22 protein-coding genes and 1 tRNA gene are annotated in these 14,194 nt (G+C 69.7%); 12 read left to right on the forward strand and 11 right to left on the reverse strand.

Going from position 1 to position 14,194, the window contains the following annotated elements:
- Positions 1 to 141: 141 nt before the first annotated feature.
- Together OXS49_RS11970 and OXS49_RS11975 are read right to left on the reverse strand one after the other, a co-directional pair.
- Positions 142 to 1,380 carry a hypothetical protein gene (locus tag OXS49_RS11970; protein WP_056251353.1) on the reverse strand — a complete coding sequence of 413 codons (1,239 nt, stop codon included), beginning with the start codon at positions 1,378 to 1,380 and terminating at the stop codon, positions 142 to 144.
- A gap of 802 nt (positions 1,381 to 2,182) precedes the next feature.
- Entirely contained in the window at positions 2,183 to 2,446 is a 264-nt protein-coding gene (locus OXS49_RS11975) for a helix-turn-helix domain-containing protein (protein ID WP_147840852.1), read from the reverse strand.
- Between the two features lie 204 nt (positions 2,447 to 2,650).
- On the opposite strand from OXS49_RS11975, the gene OXS49_RS33625 reads away from it, so the two are divergent.
- Both OXS49_RS33625 and OXS49_RS11985 read left to right on the forward strand, forming a co-directional pair.
- Complete coding sequence (locus OXS49_RS33625) at positions 2,651 to 3,283, forward strand: hypothetical protein (protein WP_162240219.1); 633 nt, start codon at positions 2,651 to 2,653, stop codon at positions 3,281 to 3,283.
- On the forward strand, positions 3,280 to 4,185 hold the full coding sequence (locus tag OXS49_RS11985; protein WP_056251347.1) for a BRO family protein: 906 nt from the start codon (positions 3,280 to 3,282) through the stop codon (positions 4,183 to 4,185). Before OXS49_RS33625 ends, OXS49_RS11985 begins: the two co-directional genes overlap by 4 nt.
- 224 nt (positions 4,186 to 4,409) lie before the next feature.
- Here the strand turns inward: OXS49_RS11985 and OXS49_RS11990 are convergent, their stop codons facing one another.
- From OXS49_RS11990 to OXS49_RS12015, 6 genes are all read right to left on the reverse strand, one after another.
- Entirely contained in the window at positions 4,410 to 4,730 is a 321-nt protein-coding gene (locus OXS49_RS11990; protein ID WP_056251344.1) for a hypothetical protein, read from the reverse strand.
- A gap of 1 nt (position 4,731) precedes the next feature.
- Positions 4,732 to 5,598, reverse strand: coding sequence for a metallophosphoesterase (locus OXS49_RS11995; protein WP_147858679.1), 867 nt, complete (start codon positions 5,596 to 5,598; stop codon positions 4,732 to 4,734).
- A 245-nt stretch (positions 5,599 to 5,843) separates the two neighbouring features.
- Positions 5,844 to 6,443, reverse strand: coding sequence for a hypothetical protein (locus OXS49_RS12000; RefSeq protein ID WP_056251334.1), 600 nt, complete (start codon positions 6,441 to 6,443; stop codon positions 5,844 to 5,846).
- Between the two features lie 51 nt (positions 6,444 to 6,494).
- Positions 6,495 to 6,740, reverse strand: coding sequence for a hypothetical protein (locus tag OXS49_RS12005; RefSeq protein WP_056251331.1), 246 nt, complete (start codon positions 6,738 to 6,740; stop codon positions 6,495 to 6,497).
- A gap of 26 nt (positions 6,741 to 6,766) precedes the next feature.
- Positions 6,767 to 8,446, reverse strand: a complete 1,680-nt coding sequence (locus OXS49_RS12010) for an AAA family ATPase (RefSeq protein WP_056251328.1) — start codon at positions 8,444 to 8,446, stop codon at positions 6,767 to 6,769.
- Positions 8,447 to 8,631: 185 nt separating this feature from the next.
- Positions 8,632 to 8,925 (reverse strand): helix-turn-helix transcriptional regulator, encoded by a 294-nt coding sequence (locus OXS49_RS12015; RefSeq protein WP_056251325.1) that lies wholly within the window; start codon positions 8,923 to 8,925, stop codon positions 8,632 to 8,634.
- Between the two features lie 137 nt (positions 8,926 to 9,062).
- Between OXS49_RS12015 and OXS49_RS12020 the strand changes: the two genes are divergently transcribed.
- The 10 genes from OXS49_RS12020 to OXS49_RS12065 all read left to right on the forward strand — a co-directional run bounded on the left by OXS49_RS12020 (position 9,063) and on the right by OXS49_RS12065 (position 12,439).
- On the forward strand, positions 9,063 to 9,284 hold the full coding sequence (locus tag OXS49_RS12020; RefSeq protein WP_056251323.1) for a hypothetical protein: 222 nt from the start codon (positions 9,063 to 9,065) through the stop codon (positions 9,282 to 9,284).
- Positions 9,281 to 9,580, forward strand: coding sequence for a hypothetical protein (locus tag OXS49_RS12025; RefSeq protein ID WP_056251320.1), 300 nt, complete (start codon positions 9,281 to 9,283; stop codon positions 9,578 to 9,580). The genes OXS49_RS12020 and OXS49_RS12025 overlap by 4 nt, the downstream gene beginning before the upstream one ends.
- Before the next feature lie 2 nt (positions 9,581 to 9,582).
- Positions 9,583 to 9,756 (forward strand): hypothetical protein, encoded by a 174-nt coding sequence (locus OXS49_RS12030; RefSeq protein WP_156462900.1) that lies wholly within the window; start codon positions 9,583 to 9,585, stop codon positions 9,754 to 9,756.
- A 30-nt stretch (positions 9,757 to 9,786) separates the two neighbouring features.
- Positions 9,787 to 9,942 (forward strand): hypothetical protein, encoded by a 156-nt coding sequence (locus OXS49_RS12035; protein ID WP_156462899.1) that lies wholly within the window; start codon positions 9,787 to 9,789, stop codon positions 9,940 to 9,942.
- Positions 9,939 to 10,169 (forward strand): hypothetical protein, encoded by a 231-nt coding sequence (locus tag OXS49_RS12040; protein WP_056251317.1) that lies wholly within the window; start codon positions 9,939 to 9,941, stop codon positions 10,167 to 10,169. The genes OXS49_RS12035 and OXS49_RS12040 overlap by 4 nt, the downstream gene beginning before the upstream one ends.
- The gene (locus OXS49_RS12045; protein ID WP_056251313.1) at positions 10,166 to 10,600 is read left to right on the forward strand and encodes a hypothetical protein; all 435 of its coding nucleotides are present in this window, start codon (positions 10,166 to 10,168) and stop codon (positions 10,598 to 10,600) included. Before OXS49_RS12040 ends, OXS49_RS12045 begins: the two co-directional genes overlap by 4 nt.
- Complete coding sequence (locus OXS49_RS12050; protein ID WP_056251407.1) at positions 10,597 to 10,791, forward strand: hypothetical protein; 195 nt, start codon at positions 10,597 to 10,599, stop codon at positions 10,789 to 10,791. The genes OXS49_RS12045 and OXS49_RS12050 overlap by 4 nt, the downstream gene beginning before the upstream one ends.
- A 62-nt stretch (positions 10,792 to 10,853) precedes the next feature.
- A complete protein-coding gene (locus tag OXS49_RS12055) occupies positions 10,854 to 11,645 on the forward strand; it encodes a hypothetical protein (RefSeq protein ID WP_056251309.1) in 792 nt (263 codons plus the stop codon).
- 97 nt (positions 11,646 to 11,742) lie between these two features.
- On the forward strand, positions 11,743 to 11,943 hold the full coding sequence (locus OXS49_RS12060) for a hypothetical protein (protein ID WP_346016943.1): 201 nt from the start codon (positions 11,743 to 11,745) through the stop codon (positions 11,941 to 11,943).
- A 34-nt stretch (positions 11,944 to 11,977) separates the two neighbouring features.
- Positions 11,978 to 12,439 carry a hypothetical protein gene (locus tag OXS49_RS12065; protein ID WP_056251302.1) on the forward strand — a complete coding sequence of 154 codons (462 nt, stop codon included), beginning with the start codon at positions 11,978 to 11,980 and terminating at the stop codon, positions 12,437 to 12,439.
- Positions 12,440 to 12,772: 333 nt separating this feature from the next.
- Here the strand turns inward: OXS49_RS12065 and OXS49_RS12070 are convergent.
- The 3 genes from OXS49_RS12070 to OXS49_RS12080 all read right to left on the reverse strand — a co-directional run bounded on the left by OXS49_RS12070 (position 12,773) and on the right by OXS49_RS12080 (position 14,135).
- Positions 12,773 to 12,847 (reverse strand) — tRNA-Gly (locus tag OXS49_RS12070).
- A 107-nt stretch (positions 12,848 to 12,954) separates the two neighbouring features.
- Positions 12,955 to 13,419: an NUDIX domain-containing protein gene (locus OXS49_RS12075; protein WP_267424387.1), complete on the reverse strand. Its 465-nt coding sequence runs from the start codon at positions 13,417 to 13,419 to the stop codon at positions 12,955 to 12,957.
- Between the two features lie 20 nt (positions 13,420 to 13,439).
- Positions 13,440 to 14,135: a fumarylacetoacetate hydrolase family protein gene (locus OXS49_RS12080; protein ID WP_244002758.1), complete on the reverse strand. Its 696-nt coding sequence runs from the start codon at positions 14,133 to 14,135 to the stop codon at positions 13,440 to 13,442.
- Positions 14,136 to 14,194: the final 59 nt, after the last annotated feature.

Here is a 14,194-nt window from a genome sequence, read left to right on the forward strand (position 1 = left end):
TGAGCTACACCAGGGAACGGGGCGGGCGGCAGCGACGGAGAAGGTAGCAGGGGGACGACGGCGGGATGACGACCCGCGGGGAACCAGGAGGCCCGGGCCCAAGGGGACAACGGGGGGCCAGGGGCCCATATGTGGAACCAATCACCCGATTATCGTTGAGGGAGAACGGGTTACAGCGCCGAGAACGCCCGTCAGGATTTCGTCCATCTTGGCCTCCATCCACGGGCCCTTGGAGGCCGGTACGATGAAGCTATCGTGGACGGGCAGGCAGGGGATGGACGCCTTCTCGCAGGCCTTGAGGACATCCACCGCCATGGCGCTGTCTACGGCCATGCAGCGGATCCCACGGTCTGCAGCGATGTCTGCGGCGATGGGGGTGTTCCGCGCCACGACGGCCTTGAGCAGGCCGCGGGTGTAGTCCCAGCCGTGCTCCCAGTCGTCCTTGTCCATAATGGCCGCCGCTGCCGCGTTCATGGTCTTCGCGTTCAAGGCGACGTTGAGGGCGAGCTTGCCCTCGTCACGGGGAAATGTCCCCGTGACGTAGGGATCGTGGCGCAAGACGTGACCACGGGCTGCGTAGAGGATCCGCGGATGGAGGGTGGCGAAGTCCGGCTCGAAGGCCGCCTCGCCGTTGATGAGGAGCTCCCAACGGCGTCCCTTGGGGAGGTTCTGCCACCATCCGTAGAGCCGGCCGTGGCGGTCCCAACGGCCACGGCCGAACACGCGGTAAACCTCGGGGCTCGGGGTCGGGACGACGCTGGCCCACGTCCCCTTCTCCTTGCGGTCGTTGCGGGCCCGGACAACGCGCGTGGCGTGCTCCCACCCGTCGCCCGTCGGCATCGTGACCGAGACGTTGCCGAGGTAGGCATTGATGCGGTCGAGCTCGGCCTCCAGGCGTCGCGTCTGACGTGTCGGGTCGTAGCCGATGACGTCGCCGGCCTCGTCCTTGAGGATGAGGCGGCAGCGACGCGTCTCGTACTCGAAGGGCGCGTCGCGGAAGGCGTGGACGAGGTCGGGGGTCGCACGCAGGCGGCTCTGCATCCCGGTGGAGAGGTGGTCGCCAGGGCGGGCCCGGACCTCCTCGATCAGCCCGAGCTCGACGAGTTCAGCCACGGCGGCGAGCACGCGGTCGTAGGTGTAGGGCAGGCCCATGTACCGCGATTGACCGGCGTAGAACGCCTTGCGGCGCGAGTAGCTGACCCAGCGATCCTCGCCGGGCGCCATGTCGGCCGCGATGCACGCGGCCGCGAGGACGCTGCGCCTGGCGACGTCCTGCCTGCGATCGGGGATGTCGGGGATGCCGGCGGCCGAGAGGATGTTCTCCGGGATGCGCCAGTGGAAGTCGAGGGCGCGGTCGCGCGCCTGTGCCGTGTTGAGCATGTCGTATCCATCGACACGTCAGGCACCACACCGCCGTGTCGGGACCGATGATCCGCTCGACATTAGCCTTAGTCTATGGGTCTGTGTTTTGGAGATCAGCTGATATACTTCGCGAGACCAGTAGTTCTACCGCCCCGACGGGGTGCATGATCTCACGGGGGTAAAGCATCGATTTCAGCCTCGCCCACGGCCTAACTTCGAGGCACCGGAGGATTCAGCCAACAAGCCCCGTGGACGGCTCCACGGGGCTCTAATGCGGTCGAAAATTTATTTGTGCTCGCATGCGGCCGTCGCCTGATGCCGTGAGGACATATCGAATCCGCGAACAGCTTGGTGAGCTGGTGGCTCGAACTCCTAACCCGATCGGGGTCTACCCGACGACCTCGCGGCGGCCCTGGAGCGGGCCCTGTCGGCCGTGAAGCACATCGACGCCGGTAGGATCGGAGCCGAGGCGTGATGCCCAGTAACCAGGCGTTCCTACTCACCTTCGCAGGCCTGCTGCGAGTCGGCATCCTCGCCGACCCTGTCCCGACCTACCGGGCATGCCGATCGGCTTGCGCCGCCCTTGGGGACGCATCCGTGCCCGTTGACTACACCTGACCGATTCGCGCGGTCCGCTCAGTCCACGAGGAGGATTGGGAGAGTCGGCTGAGGCCCACCCCAACCGCGGCCGCCGTGCGGGCCACGCTGGCGAGCGAGGGCGTGGAGAGCGTCCTGGCACGGTGGGGCGGGCGCTACCGAGGCAAACTCATCGCGGCAGCGAACCGCGCCGCGCGCAGGTCACCGCCCGCCAGACATCCCCTTACGTGTCCGGGATCGGGGGCACGTCCGGAGGCGTCGCCTGCGTGTAGGTGACGGTCTGCACCGTGTAGTCGGGCGTGCCTGAGAAGCTGATGCCCAAGCCGGCGTAAAACCCCATCACGGAGTGGAGCGCGCTCAGGGACGACTTCCTCATCTCGACGGCGACCATGGTCCTCTGGGACAGGCCGACGCGTCGGGAAATTTCGTCCTGCGTCAGGCCGACGAGGGTCCGCGCGGCGCGCAGCTGCATTGGGGAGGGATACACGACGAGGCACTCCGAGCCGGATTCGATGGAAGGCCATTATCACCAAAGCGCCCGAAACGTGCAATGACGGCACATCGAATCGCGTTCTCAGAAGAAGGTGATAACCTTCGATTCGTGCCGACATCGCCGGATCCACTGGCGAAAAAAATGGCCCCGGAAGCGCGCGAACGCCGCCGAGGCCTGGTCAGCCACAGGAGCATCCCCGTGACCGAACCGTGCACCCACCTTACCACCACGACCGCCCCGAACGGTAGCCTCGCCGCGTCCCTCGCCCAGGGAATTTCGCAGTACGCCGAGCGCTTCGAGGAGGCCTCGGTCCTTGAGATCGCGGCGGCCATGAGCGTCGAGGATCCCCACGCGGCGCGGTCGTTCCTCCTGGAGCGCACTGCCGAGCCGGCGTTCCCGATGCTGCGCAGGAGCGTCCTCGGTACGATCGAGCTCCGGATCGAGGCCGCCAAAGCCGCTGCGCGTGACCGCCTCCTCCTGGTGACCGGCGACGACGCGCCGGGCGGGAAGAACGACAAGGCGCGCGAGGCGATCTTCCGCCGGGACCCGGGCGCATTTCTGCCGGGCGCCGAGGTCAGCAAAGTCCGCCCGTTCGCCCGGGCCTTCTGGCACGTCCTGATCGACGGGAAAGACGTGCCCTGCGTCTACGTCTGCCGGGCCGCCGTCGTGAGCGACCTGCACGACATGGTCGAATGCCTGGCCGAGAACAGACAGTACGAGCGGGGCATCGTCATCGGTGCGCCCGAGACCGCGCGGGACATCGCCGGCCTACTGCCCCCGAACATCGCCTTCGTGGCCGTACCCCTCGCCACCGACGGGAGGCGCGCGTGAACGCCATCGTCCGCATCCCGGCCGCGCCGGCGATCTCGATCTTCCGCTTCGACAACCACGACATCCGCGTCGTGGAGATCGACGGGCAGCCCTGGTTCGTCGGCGCCGACGTCTGCAAGGCCGCCCGCCTCTCGAACCCGTCCGTCTCGCTCAAGGCGCTCGACGAGGACGAGAGGGCTAAGATCTTCTTAGGGCATCCCCAGGGCGAGGTCCTGGTCATCACCGAGGGCGGTCTCTACACCCTGCTGATGCGCAGCCAGCGTGCCCTCGTGAAGGGCGCGACGGCATGGCGGTTCCGTCGGTGGGCGATGAACGAGGTCCTCCCCGAGATCCGGCGGACCGGTTCCTACGCCGTGGCACCCGCCCCGACGCCGGTCGCGATCCCCGAGGACCTCGACGACAACAGGGTGCTAAGGAGGATGCTCCTGGCCCCGATGGATCGGGAGGACGCCCTCGTCGAGCGCCTCGTCATCACAGACCAGGAGCTCATCGACACCTCTCGCCAGCTCACCGCCTCGCAGCGGCAGGTACAGCGGGCCCTGCCGGCGGTGGAGTGCGTCGAGCGGTTCGCCGAGAGCGAGGAGCTCTACAGCCTCCAGGCCGGTGGCAAGGCCCTCGGGCAAAAGCCGAACAAGTTCATCGCTTGGCTGAAGGAGCGCGGCGACCTGTTGGATCTGAACAGGTCGAACCTCCCCCGGCAGGACCTCATCGACCGTGCCCTGTTCCGCGTCCGGATCGAGGAGTACGGCGGCAAGCCCCGTGCGACGCCGAAGATGACGTCGAGGGCATCCTCCACTACGGACGCGAGCTCTGCGTCTCCGTCGACTGGCGGGCCGCACGGGAGCCCGACCTGTTCGACTGACACCCCTCAGACTCTGAGTGGTGACGAGGGGCCCGGGTGACCGGGCCCCTTTTTCGTGCCTGAAATCTGGTGCAGCGAAATGGGAGCGAAGGCCGGTTCGGTATCATTGGCAACCCGGCCCGGGCACGCCTGCGCACGGTCTCGGCACGCTCTCAGCATATTTTCGCGCGTTTCAGTCCGCGCGATCGGCGTTACACCGCGAGCGAAATCCGGCCTCGCTCGTGGAGCGCGCTGCAGCACCCCCCGATCCAGGCGCTCGGTGGCCTACGGGCACGGCCCCCCGGACGGCCGCCGCCGGTACCGGACGCCGTAGTGCAGCAGCACGCCGCTGGGCAGGAGGCTGAGCTCCGCCTCGTAGGGGACCGGCCGGCCCCCGTTGCCGTAGCACCGGGAGGCCGTCACCCGGCCGCCTGAGATCCTCGCCCCGTGGCACTCCATCAGATCGATGCCGACCTCGCCGGGGGCGGGCCCGACGACGATGGCGGGGACGTCGGCCCCCTTGGGGCAATAGAGGCCCGGGGCGGGCTGGTAGGGGTCCGCCCCGGCCGGGCCAGCGAGCAGGGCGAGGATGGCGAGCGCACGCATGTCAGATCTCCAGGACTAGGGACGGGTCGAAGGCGGGGTTCTCGCCCCGGCGGCCGCGCGGGTTCGCGAGGATGCGGGTCCCACCGATCCGGTAGTCGGCGGACCGGTGGATGTGCCCGTGGATCCAGAGATCCGGGGCGTGCTCCCCTTCGAGGACGCGGCTGCAGTCCGAGGCGTACGCGGCATCGATCGCCTGCAGCGGCCCCTGCCGCCCGAGCGACGCGGGGTGCGGGGCGTGATGCGTGACGACGACCGTTGGGCCGTCCCACGGCTCCGCAAGCGCGCGCTCGATCCGACCGAGCTGCGTCACGTGTTCCGCGGCGGCCGCGCTCGGACGGAACGCGTTCGTCTCGCCCGATGGCAGCCGGACCTTGACCTTCCTGTGATCTCGCATGCCCGCGGACCGGTCCCCGCACGAGGCCATCGTGGGCGCCCGCCACGCCTCGCCGAGAAGCAGGTAGTCCGTCCAGATCGTGGCGCCGACGATCCGGAGGCCCTCGACGTTCAGGGTCTCCCCAACGGCCAGCAGGTGGATCCCGGCGGCGGCCGCGGCCTCGCGCCCGCGCTCCAGCTCACTCTGCCAACGCGACCCGTAGAAATCGTGATTCCCCGGCACGTAGACGACGGTCCGGACGAACGGCACGACGCACGCCGCGAGCCAGGGGATGGACCTCCGCGTCAGGCCGTCGGCGACGTCCCCGGCCACGACTGCGACTTCGCAGGCCGGCACGGCCGGGCCCTCCCAGGCGTCGGCGTCGTCGTGCACGTCAGAGAAAATCCAGAGCCTCGTCATCCCACCCTCCCACGCACCAAGCCGATCCATCGGCCTCGAACCACGCCCGCGCAGCCCGCGTGACGCACAGTCCATTCGTCCTGAATCCGGGACACCCGATCCGGTATCGAAGCCTCACCGCCGAGGGCGGCCGCGCCCCCTCCGCCACCGTGCCGGACGCCCACGCGTGGACGTCGCGGGCCCCCGTCCTGAGGCACCGCTGCCGGCTCGCCTCCGACGCCCGGAGGACGACGTCGGCAAGTACGATCGCCGGCACGTGGCCGACGACCCGGCCGCCGACGCGCACGGACCAGAGCCGGCGCGTCAGGTTGCGGTAGACGTCACTTCTTCCCGGCGGCATGGGCGTCGCAGCAGGCCTTCGACCAGCCTCCGTGCCGGATCCGACCAGGCGCTCCGCACGTCTCGCAGATGAAGGCCGACAGGTGCTCTACGCAGTCAACTATAGTGTTGACTTCATTGCGCATCGCCTTCCTAGTCTTGCCTTCGATTGAGTAATACCATCGCGCTTGCGCAAACTTTTCCTTCGTCTGCGTCGTGCGGAATCCCGTCGCGCCGGCCTCGGAGATCAGGCTCGCGCCCGCTTCCCATAGCCAACGCCACCCGCCACCCGAGTACGGTCCGCCGTCCTCGAACGTCCTCGGGTGGCGCGCCCGCAGGGTGGCGTCCCAGTCGTCCGGGACGACGGCGCGGCCGGTCTGCCAGCGCAGGGCGAGGGTGCGCGCCAGGACGCGGAGGACGTCCTGCGCGGGGGGCGGCGCCACTGTCCTGCCGTCGTCCTGCCGGGGGAGCACGCTGCCGCCCGTCCACGTCACGAGGGGGCCGTGAGGGCTCGGGCTGACGCCCGTGGGGGCGACGTCGGCGTGGCCCGGATGGCGGCACACGGCGTCGTCGGCGATGGTGCGAAATTCGTCGATGAGCATGGGAAGATCTCCTGGGATGCGGATTGGGCAGAGGGGGGCCGCGCGCGGATTTCACGCCCTGTCTCCGCGCGTGCCCGGCAGGGCGTCGACGAGGCGGACGACGCCCTGGACGAGGCGGTCGACGTCGCAGGGCCCGAGGCGGCCGAGGGCCTGCGCCCGCCGCGCCAGGTGAAGTACAGACAGGCCTGAGAGCTCGGCCTCCAAGCGGAGGTCGCTCGTCTCCCGGCGCGCGCGCAGGGAGAGGATCGCCTCGTCGAGGGAGGCGGCCGGGGCGGCATTCGGGCGTGCGTCGGACATAGAGGGTCTCCTTCAGTGATGAGGTGTCAGTGGCGACGGGCGAGGGTCTCGCGGCCGTCGAGAAGCGTCGTCACGGCGCGGCGGAGCGGGCGCAGGCTGCCCCCCTTCCACACGCGCGCCAGCAGATGCAGCTCGTCGCCGTCGAGGTCGGGGAGCCAGCCGGCGTCGAGGCCACGCTCGTCGCGGAGCTCGGCGACGAGGTTGGCCGCCGCGACGGGGAGGTCCTCGGCCCTGGGAAGGCCGACGTGCACGACGCGGAAGCGGTCCAGGAGGGGGCCGGGGACGCCTCCCGTCCCGTTGGCCGTCGCCAGGAACTGGGTGCCGCTCAGATCGGCGTTCGTTTCCAGATAGACCTCGTGAAAGGCGCGGCTCCCTGCCGGCTCCAGCAGGGCGATCAGGGAGTCCGTGAGGCGCCCGTTCTCCGACCTCGTACCCGCCTTCTCGATCTCGTCGATGATGATTACGGGGTTGGCGACGCGGAGCCGCTGGATCGTCTGCAACGGGACGCTTGCGCGCCCCGTGCTCCACTGGCGCGAGGTTCCTCCGAACGCGGCGTCGGCGACGCCGGCGGCGTTGTAGAGGACGCACGGGATCCCGGCCGCCTCGCAGAACGCCTGCAGGTAGCTCGTCTTCCCACTGCCCGGCGGCGACACCGCGAGAGTGTTCCGCAGCCGGGCTACACCCCCGTTGGCGAGGTCCCGCAGCAGCAGCGCGGTGAGGTCCGTGAACCACGGGAACCGCGCGTCGAGCAGCTTGCCGACGGCCACGACGTCGACGCCATGGACGAGCGGCAGGGCCTCCCCGGCGAGCGTGTTGAACTCCGCGCGCGGCGTGGACCCCCGCGACGTCCGCGATGAGCCCGTGGTCTCGGAACCGGGTAGGTGGTCCAAGGCCCCCTTGGCTAGGACGACGAGCGTCGGGGTGGCGCGCGCCGCCCGGTCCCTCCAGCCTCCGTCGCCGAGGGGCCAGTCCAGCTGCGCCAGCGCGGCGAGGCCGTCCGCCTGCGCGTCGACCCAGTCCTTGGCGGTGCCGCCGGCGCCACCGCGGGCGAGGTCCTCCTCGACGCCGATCTGCCGGTGCGCCGCCGCGATGATCGCGAGCGTCTCGGCGAATCGGGCCACGTGGTTGTCGTACGGCGCCAGGCTGCTGGCCTGGTCCTCGGAAACGTACCCCGCCTCGTCCAGCTCCTCCGTGGCGTCGCTGCAGTATCGAAGGGCGTTCCGCAGGGCGAGCCAAGCGGCGGCGTGATGCCCGTTGGAGGCCGACGCCAGCGCCAGGCGCAAGCAGATCGAGCTGCAGCACGCCGCCGCCTTGGCGGACCCCAGCGCCGCCTGTGCGAAAAGCAGGTCATCCGCCAGCAGCGCCGCGGCGTTCCGGCTCGCGTCCGAGGTGGTCTCCGCGTTGGCGTGCCCGCGCAGCGCCGCCTCCGCCTTCTGCAGGGAGGCGATGCTGACGTCCCGCCGGGTCTGCCCGAGCTGCCGGACTAGCGCGGCCGGGAGCCGGGGCTCCTCGCCGAGGAACCGGGCGAGAGCCAGGCCGGCGTCGACGCGGGCGTCGTACCGCACGTGCTCGCCGCCGAACGCCTTCGCACGCGACCCGATGGGAGCCTCGGGCTGGCGGGGCCCCGTCAGGGCGGTGGAGTCGAGGAGCGTGGCACGGGCGGCCTGGACGGCAGCGGCGCGCGCCCGAGAGGCGTCGTCGGTCATGGGGATCTCGCTGGAACGGGAGTGCACGCGGGGCGCGCCGAGCAGGGCTCAGGCGGCGGGGCGATGCATCCGTTTCGAGCGAGGGAAGGTCATGGCGAGAACTCCGGTGTGACCCCTATGTGCGCCAAGCCGGCTCAGGGTGCAAGGGATGTGCAGCCGTTGCGGACCGAGTGGGGTTCCTAAGGTTAACCAAGCCCTAGCGCCGCCTTCAGCACCGGGCTGCTATCGGCCTCCTCGTCCTGCGCGATGAGGTCGTCGAGGCTGGGCCGGCCCTGGTTGTACGTCGACAGCCGCAGGTCCAGCCCAAGCACATGGAGGCATCGCAACACGCGGTGCATCGATGGCTCCATGCTGTCACCGCGCTCGAAGCGGGACACCCACTCGACGCTTACGTCGGCCTTGGCCGCGAGGGCCCGCTGCGAGAGGCGGCGATGGCGGCGGGCGGTGGCGAGGGACTCGCCGAGTTCGAAGATGCTCATGGCCGAAGCCTACCCGATCGGCATGCAAGGAACCCCCTGCGACTCAGCCGGCTGCGCGAATTTTTGGACGCCGTCCAGTGGAAATCTTCGGGGCGTGGCAGACTGCTGTTCTGCACGGATTCGATGGGGGAAATGGGATGGCGCAGGTCAAGGAGCTGGGTGGCGAGGCGCCCAAGCGCCACGTCGCGATTGAGGACGACATCGCCGCGGTGCGGGCCGCCCTGCGCGAGGCCGAGGCCTGCACGGACCCCGACGACATCGATGGGATGACGCTCGTCCGGGCGCTCCGGGACAGCCTCGACGGCCTGCTCGCCGAGCAGCGCCGGGCGGCCGAGGCCAAGGCACGGAGGCCGGCATGACCAAGTCTGAGCGTGGCATCCGCCGACAGCTCCGGCGTTCAGGCCTGTCGGCACACGCCATCCCGCGGACGGCCAGGCGCTTGGCGGCCCAAGCCGACTGCGACACCTCGGCCGGTACGCTGGAGGCGCTGATCTCACGCCGGACATGGCGGGAGGGAGATCCTGCGGCTGCGCATGCGGCTCAGCAGGGAGCGACCATGGGCGCGGCCTTCGCTCTCGGGATGCTCGACGCTGGTCGCTGGATGAGCACCGGGCTGCGCCGCCTTCAGGCTCATGTGAACGGACGGGATGCCTGACCATGCGCATCTACACCGAGACGCCCTTCCGCATGACGCCACCCCGGATGGCCGTGGTCATGCCGGGAGAGATGTCGTCCCTATGGGTTGCCTCCATCAACGGGCCGATCGCGAGGGAAGCCCTCGAAGCGATCGGCCTCCCCTCGGACAGCGAAGAGATCCGGATCGGGACCTAAGGCGACGTCGTCACCGTCAACGGCTCGAGGGTGACGCAGGGCGACGCCGTGATCGTCTACTGCGCCTGGCACTGCACCCCGAACGATTTCCGCGAGGACCCCTCCGAGGAATTCGTCCGCCAGGTTCGCCACGCCATCGCCGTCCGCCTCGGCATTGAGAGGCAGCTGCAGGGGCTACGGGCATGAGCGAGAGCATCCACATCGCCGGTCGCCGGATCCCCTTGAGGCGCATGGGCGTGCGCGAGGTGGTCGAGCGCATGGCACGATCCACCGAGCTCGCGGCCGAGTTCGATGTGACCTGCCGGGAGATGAGCCCGTTCGTCGCGTCGCTGGCCTTCCGCCGGCCCGACGACGCCGGCCCCAACCGCAAGACGCGCCGGGCCTCCGAGGCCAAGGCACGGAGGCGGGCATGACGAAGGCGACACTTACCCCCAACGGCGACGGTACATTCGCCTTGTCCACGGACAGGATGCACCTCAACCGCGTGGCTCTCCAGTCGCTGCGCGGGGTGGTGACCTGCCGAACCCTGCAGGCGACGGTCACCGGTAACGAGGGTTCGAAGGATGGGTCCTGGTCCGTCGCGCTCGCCGACTTGAAGCTCTCTGCCGACCCCGTCTTCAAGGTCGAGCCGACCTGCCCGCTCGCGGAGTACCTGAGGAAGCGCGTGCAGGCCGCCATCGACGCGGGCTCGTACACCCCGCCGGAGGGCCTCAACGCCGGGGACATCGTGGCCGGAATGACGTTCAGTCCGGTCGGATCGAAGACCTTCATCGGCGAGGGTGACGTCGAGCGGGTCGAGCGGGTCGAGCGGGTCGAGTTCGGCTACGTGCGAGACCTGTGGTGAGGCAGTCCACGATCGACGAGCTCGCCCGCGGCGCCACGAGGACCGTCGAGCGCATCATCGCCGCGGATCCCGGGGACGGCCCGGCCGCGCGGGAGTCCCGGATCCGGGACGCGCTCGCCCTGTGGATCGGGCACGCCGTGGAGCGCGAGGCCCGCAACGACCGGCGCCGCGTGGGACGCAGGCAGGCCTAAGGACGGGAGCCCTGGACGGGGCGTCGCCAGCCCGCGAGAGTGCCTCAACCTCGGGGGGGCACATGGCGAGACAGGACAAACGCGCGCGGCTGAAATCGATCGTCACGGACGGGACGATGGCGATCCCGGAGGTCGAGGGAGAGTGGCACCACGACCCCTATCGGACCCTCTGGGTCGAGGTCTCGAACCTCAAGATGGGTCAGGCCGTCTCCACGGACTACGGGACCATCAGCCGGACACCCCAGCTGTCCGGGATGGCCGCGATCCGGAGGGACACCGTCCGGCTCGCGGGATGGGGCGACACGTGCCGGGTCCTGCCCGTGACGATCCGGCCCGCCATCCCCCAGGAGGACGGCAACGGCTACACCCCGTTCACCGGCGTGCTCGGCTTCATCGCCGGTGACCGGGAGTTCAAGAGCGAGGACGCCTGGTTCCTGGAGTGCTGGATCCCCGAGATGGACATGGCCGCGATGCTCGCGGCCTACCGCGCTGGCGAGATGCCGTCGTTCCACCTCGGCGTGAAGCTCGATCTCTGGATCACGAAGGGCGACGAGCACACGCCGCCCGGCTACGGCGTCACTTGGTATCTGGCTCCCCATGCGGACAACGCGAGCGAGAGCCCAGAGGTGGCCCGCGGCACCGTCCGCCATCTCAGCTGGAGCGACGCGCCGCAGCCGAAGGTCGACGAGGATGATGGGGTGCCGGAACAGGGGCCGCCGCCTCAGGCTCCCGCGGATCCCGTCCCCAACCTGGATGCCGCCAATCTGACCGCAGCGATCGACCGCCTGCGTTCCACCGTTCTGCAGGTCGGCCTCGGCATCGCGGTCGCCCTGGTGGTCAGCTGGTTCGTCTGACCGAGGGCCGAAACGTCGCGTCCAGGGATCGACTCCCGCACCAATTTGTTCTCCATTCGTTCTCATGTGCGAATCAATGGAGGTGCTCGTGGACGAAATGGAGCGGGCGTACATGGAGGCCGCCGACGGCGACGCGAGGGACGCCCTGAGGAGGGCGCTCGGCGATGCCCTGACGGAGATGGCCGAGATCTCGGGGCAGGTCAGCCGCGGCTTCGTGCGGGCGCAGCGGCCGGCGGACCTGGCAAGGAAGCTCGGTCCGGAGCGCCGGGCCCGCGAGGCCGGCCGCTCCGCCGGCTGACGGGCGGTTAACGGCTCGCCCGCATCATGCGGGCATGTCCGACGTCAAACCCGAACCCGTCATCGAGACCTTCACCCGGGTCGACGCGCCCCCCGGCGAGATCGTGTTCACGCCCCTGCCGGTCGGCGAGCTCGCCGGGCACGCGCTGTTCCTGGCGTCCCAGCTGTCGAACGTGAACCGGAAGCGCGTGGCCAAGGAGGCCTGCGCGGCCTGGATCGCAACGTCGGATTGGTTCAGGCAGCAGACGCCGGACGCCCTCGTGGTGTGGTTCAAGCCCGGCCCCCCCGGGTACGACGGCGTGTACCTGACGCCCGAGAAGGGGGCCAAGAAGCTCAAGCCCGCCCCGGCCGTCATCCTGCTGCGCGACGGGGCCTACCGTCTCCTCGACAAGCGGGAGATCGCGGCCGCGGTCGGGCCGCTGCTGGAAGCCCAACCCGAGATCCTCGCGCCGCCGGATCCGGAGGACGCGAAGTATCTCGGCCGGCTCGCCCCCTGACGCAGGATTTAGCCGCCCGCGGGAATCCGGGTGGCCGGCGCTGAAATCCCTCGATCGGCTAAAAACCGTCTATGTGCGACAGCGCACACGAGGTCGGAAATTCCTGGCTTGGGACTGTCCACGGCGCGTGAGAGCGTCGGCCTGCAACCGAATGGCCGGTCCCGTTTCAATCGGGGCCTGCGATCGCCTTCCACCCTGCCGGGGGTCTCCCGGGCGGGGTTTTCGCACGTTTCGGGACCAATAACGGGACCAGGGGGCCAGGAACGCAAAAGGCCACCCGAAGGTGGCCTCTGCTAACGCGCTGTAATCGCGTTCTGATCTGTCCGAGTGAATTGGAGCGGGCGAAGGGATTCGAACCCTCGACCCCAACCTTGGCAAGGTTGTGCTCTACCCCTGAGCTACACCCGCTCACTAGTGCCGCGCCGCCTGGACTTTCGTGCCGGCGGCCCCGACGGCGCTTTCTAAACACCATTCCGACGGGCGACGCAAGCGTCTCTTTGCCCGCTCACGACGATTCACCAATGCGGGTCCGCAGGGAGGCCGCGCCGCACCTCGTCGAGGCGGGCGCGGGTGCCGCGGGTCGTCCCCTCTGGCAGCGCATCGGTCGGGAAGAACGCGCAGGCGGCGATCTCCCGGTCGGGTGCCTTCGGCCGCAGCACCGTGAAGGCCGACAGGACGAACAGGGCCACGTGATCGCGCGGCTCGGCGGCGGCGTTCCGGTACAGGCCGACGAGGCGGGGCGGCGCATCCGGGACGATTTCCGATTCCTCGCGGAATTCGCGGATCATCGCCTCGGCCGCACTCTCCCCGCGTTCGACGCCACCGCCCGGCAAGTGCCATCCACTGACATAGGTGTGGCGCACCAGAGCCACGCGGCCCTGCGGATCGATGGCGATTCCGCGGACGCCGAGCGTCATGCCCCGCGAGGCGAACGCCCCGAGGTGAAACAGGCGCCGCAGCAGCCAACGATCGAGGAGCATGACGGTCCGCGGCTGCCGGATCAGATGACGTCGAGGGTGATCGCGCCGAGGCCGGCGACCGAGGCCACCATGCGCTGACCGCGCTCGACCGGACCGACGCCCGACGGCGTGCCGGTGAAGATCAGGTCCCCCGGCTGCAGCGCGAAGTAGCCCGACAGGTAGGCGATCTGCTCGGCCACCGACCAGATCATATCGCCGAGGTCGCCCGTCTGGCGCGTCTGCCCATCCACCGCCAACGTGATGGCTCCGCGCGCCGGATGGCCGACCAGCGAGACCGGATGCAGGGCGCCGATCGGGCCCGATCCGTCCGCCGCCTTGGCGGTGTCCCAGGGCCGCGACAGCCGCTTGGCCTCGTCCTGAACGTCGCGTCGGGTCATGTCGAGACCGATCGCGTAGCCGTAGACGTGATCGAGAGCGTTCTCGACGGGAAGATCGGTGCCGCCGCCGGCGAGCGCGGCCACCAGTTCGACCTCGAAATGGTAGTTGCTGGTCTTGGACGGATAGGGGTGCGGCGTCGGTTCGGAACCCACGATCTGAAGCGCGTCGGCGGGCTTCATGAAGAAGAATGGCGGCTCGCGATCCGGATCGGCCCCCATCTCCCGTGCATGGGCGGCGTAGTTGCGGCCGACGCAGTAGACGCGGCGGACGGGGAACAGATCGCTGCTGCCGACGATCGGGAGCGCGATGCGGGGCGGGTTCTGGATGACGGAGAGCATCTCTGCCTCTGCGGTGGAACGTCCGGGATCGGGCAAACCCTGCCCGCGATCGACGCGAC

It is taken from the genome of Methylobacterium sp. GC_Met_2, from assembly GCF_026540795.1.
Lineage (GTDB): Bacteria > Pseudomonadota > Alphaproteobacteria > Rhizobiales > Beijerinckiaceae > Methylobacterium.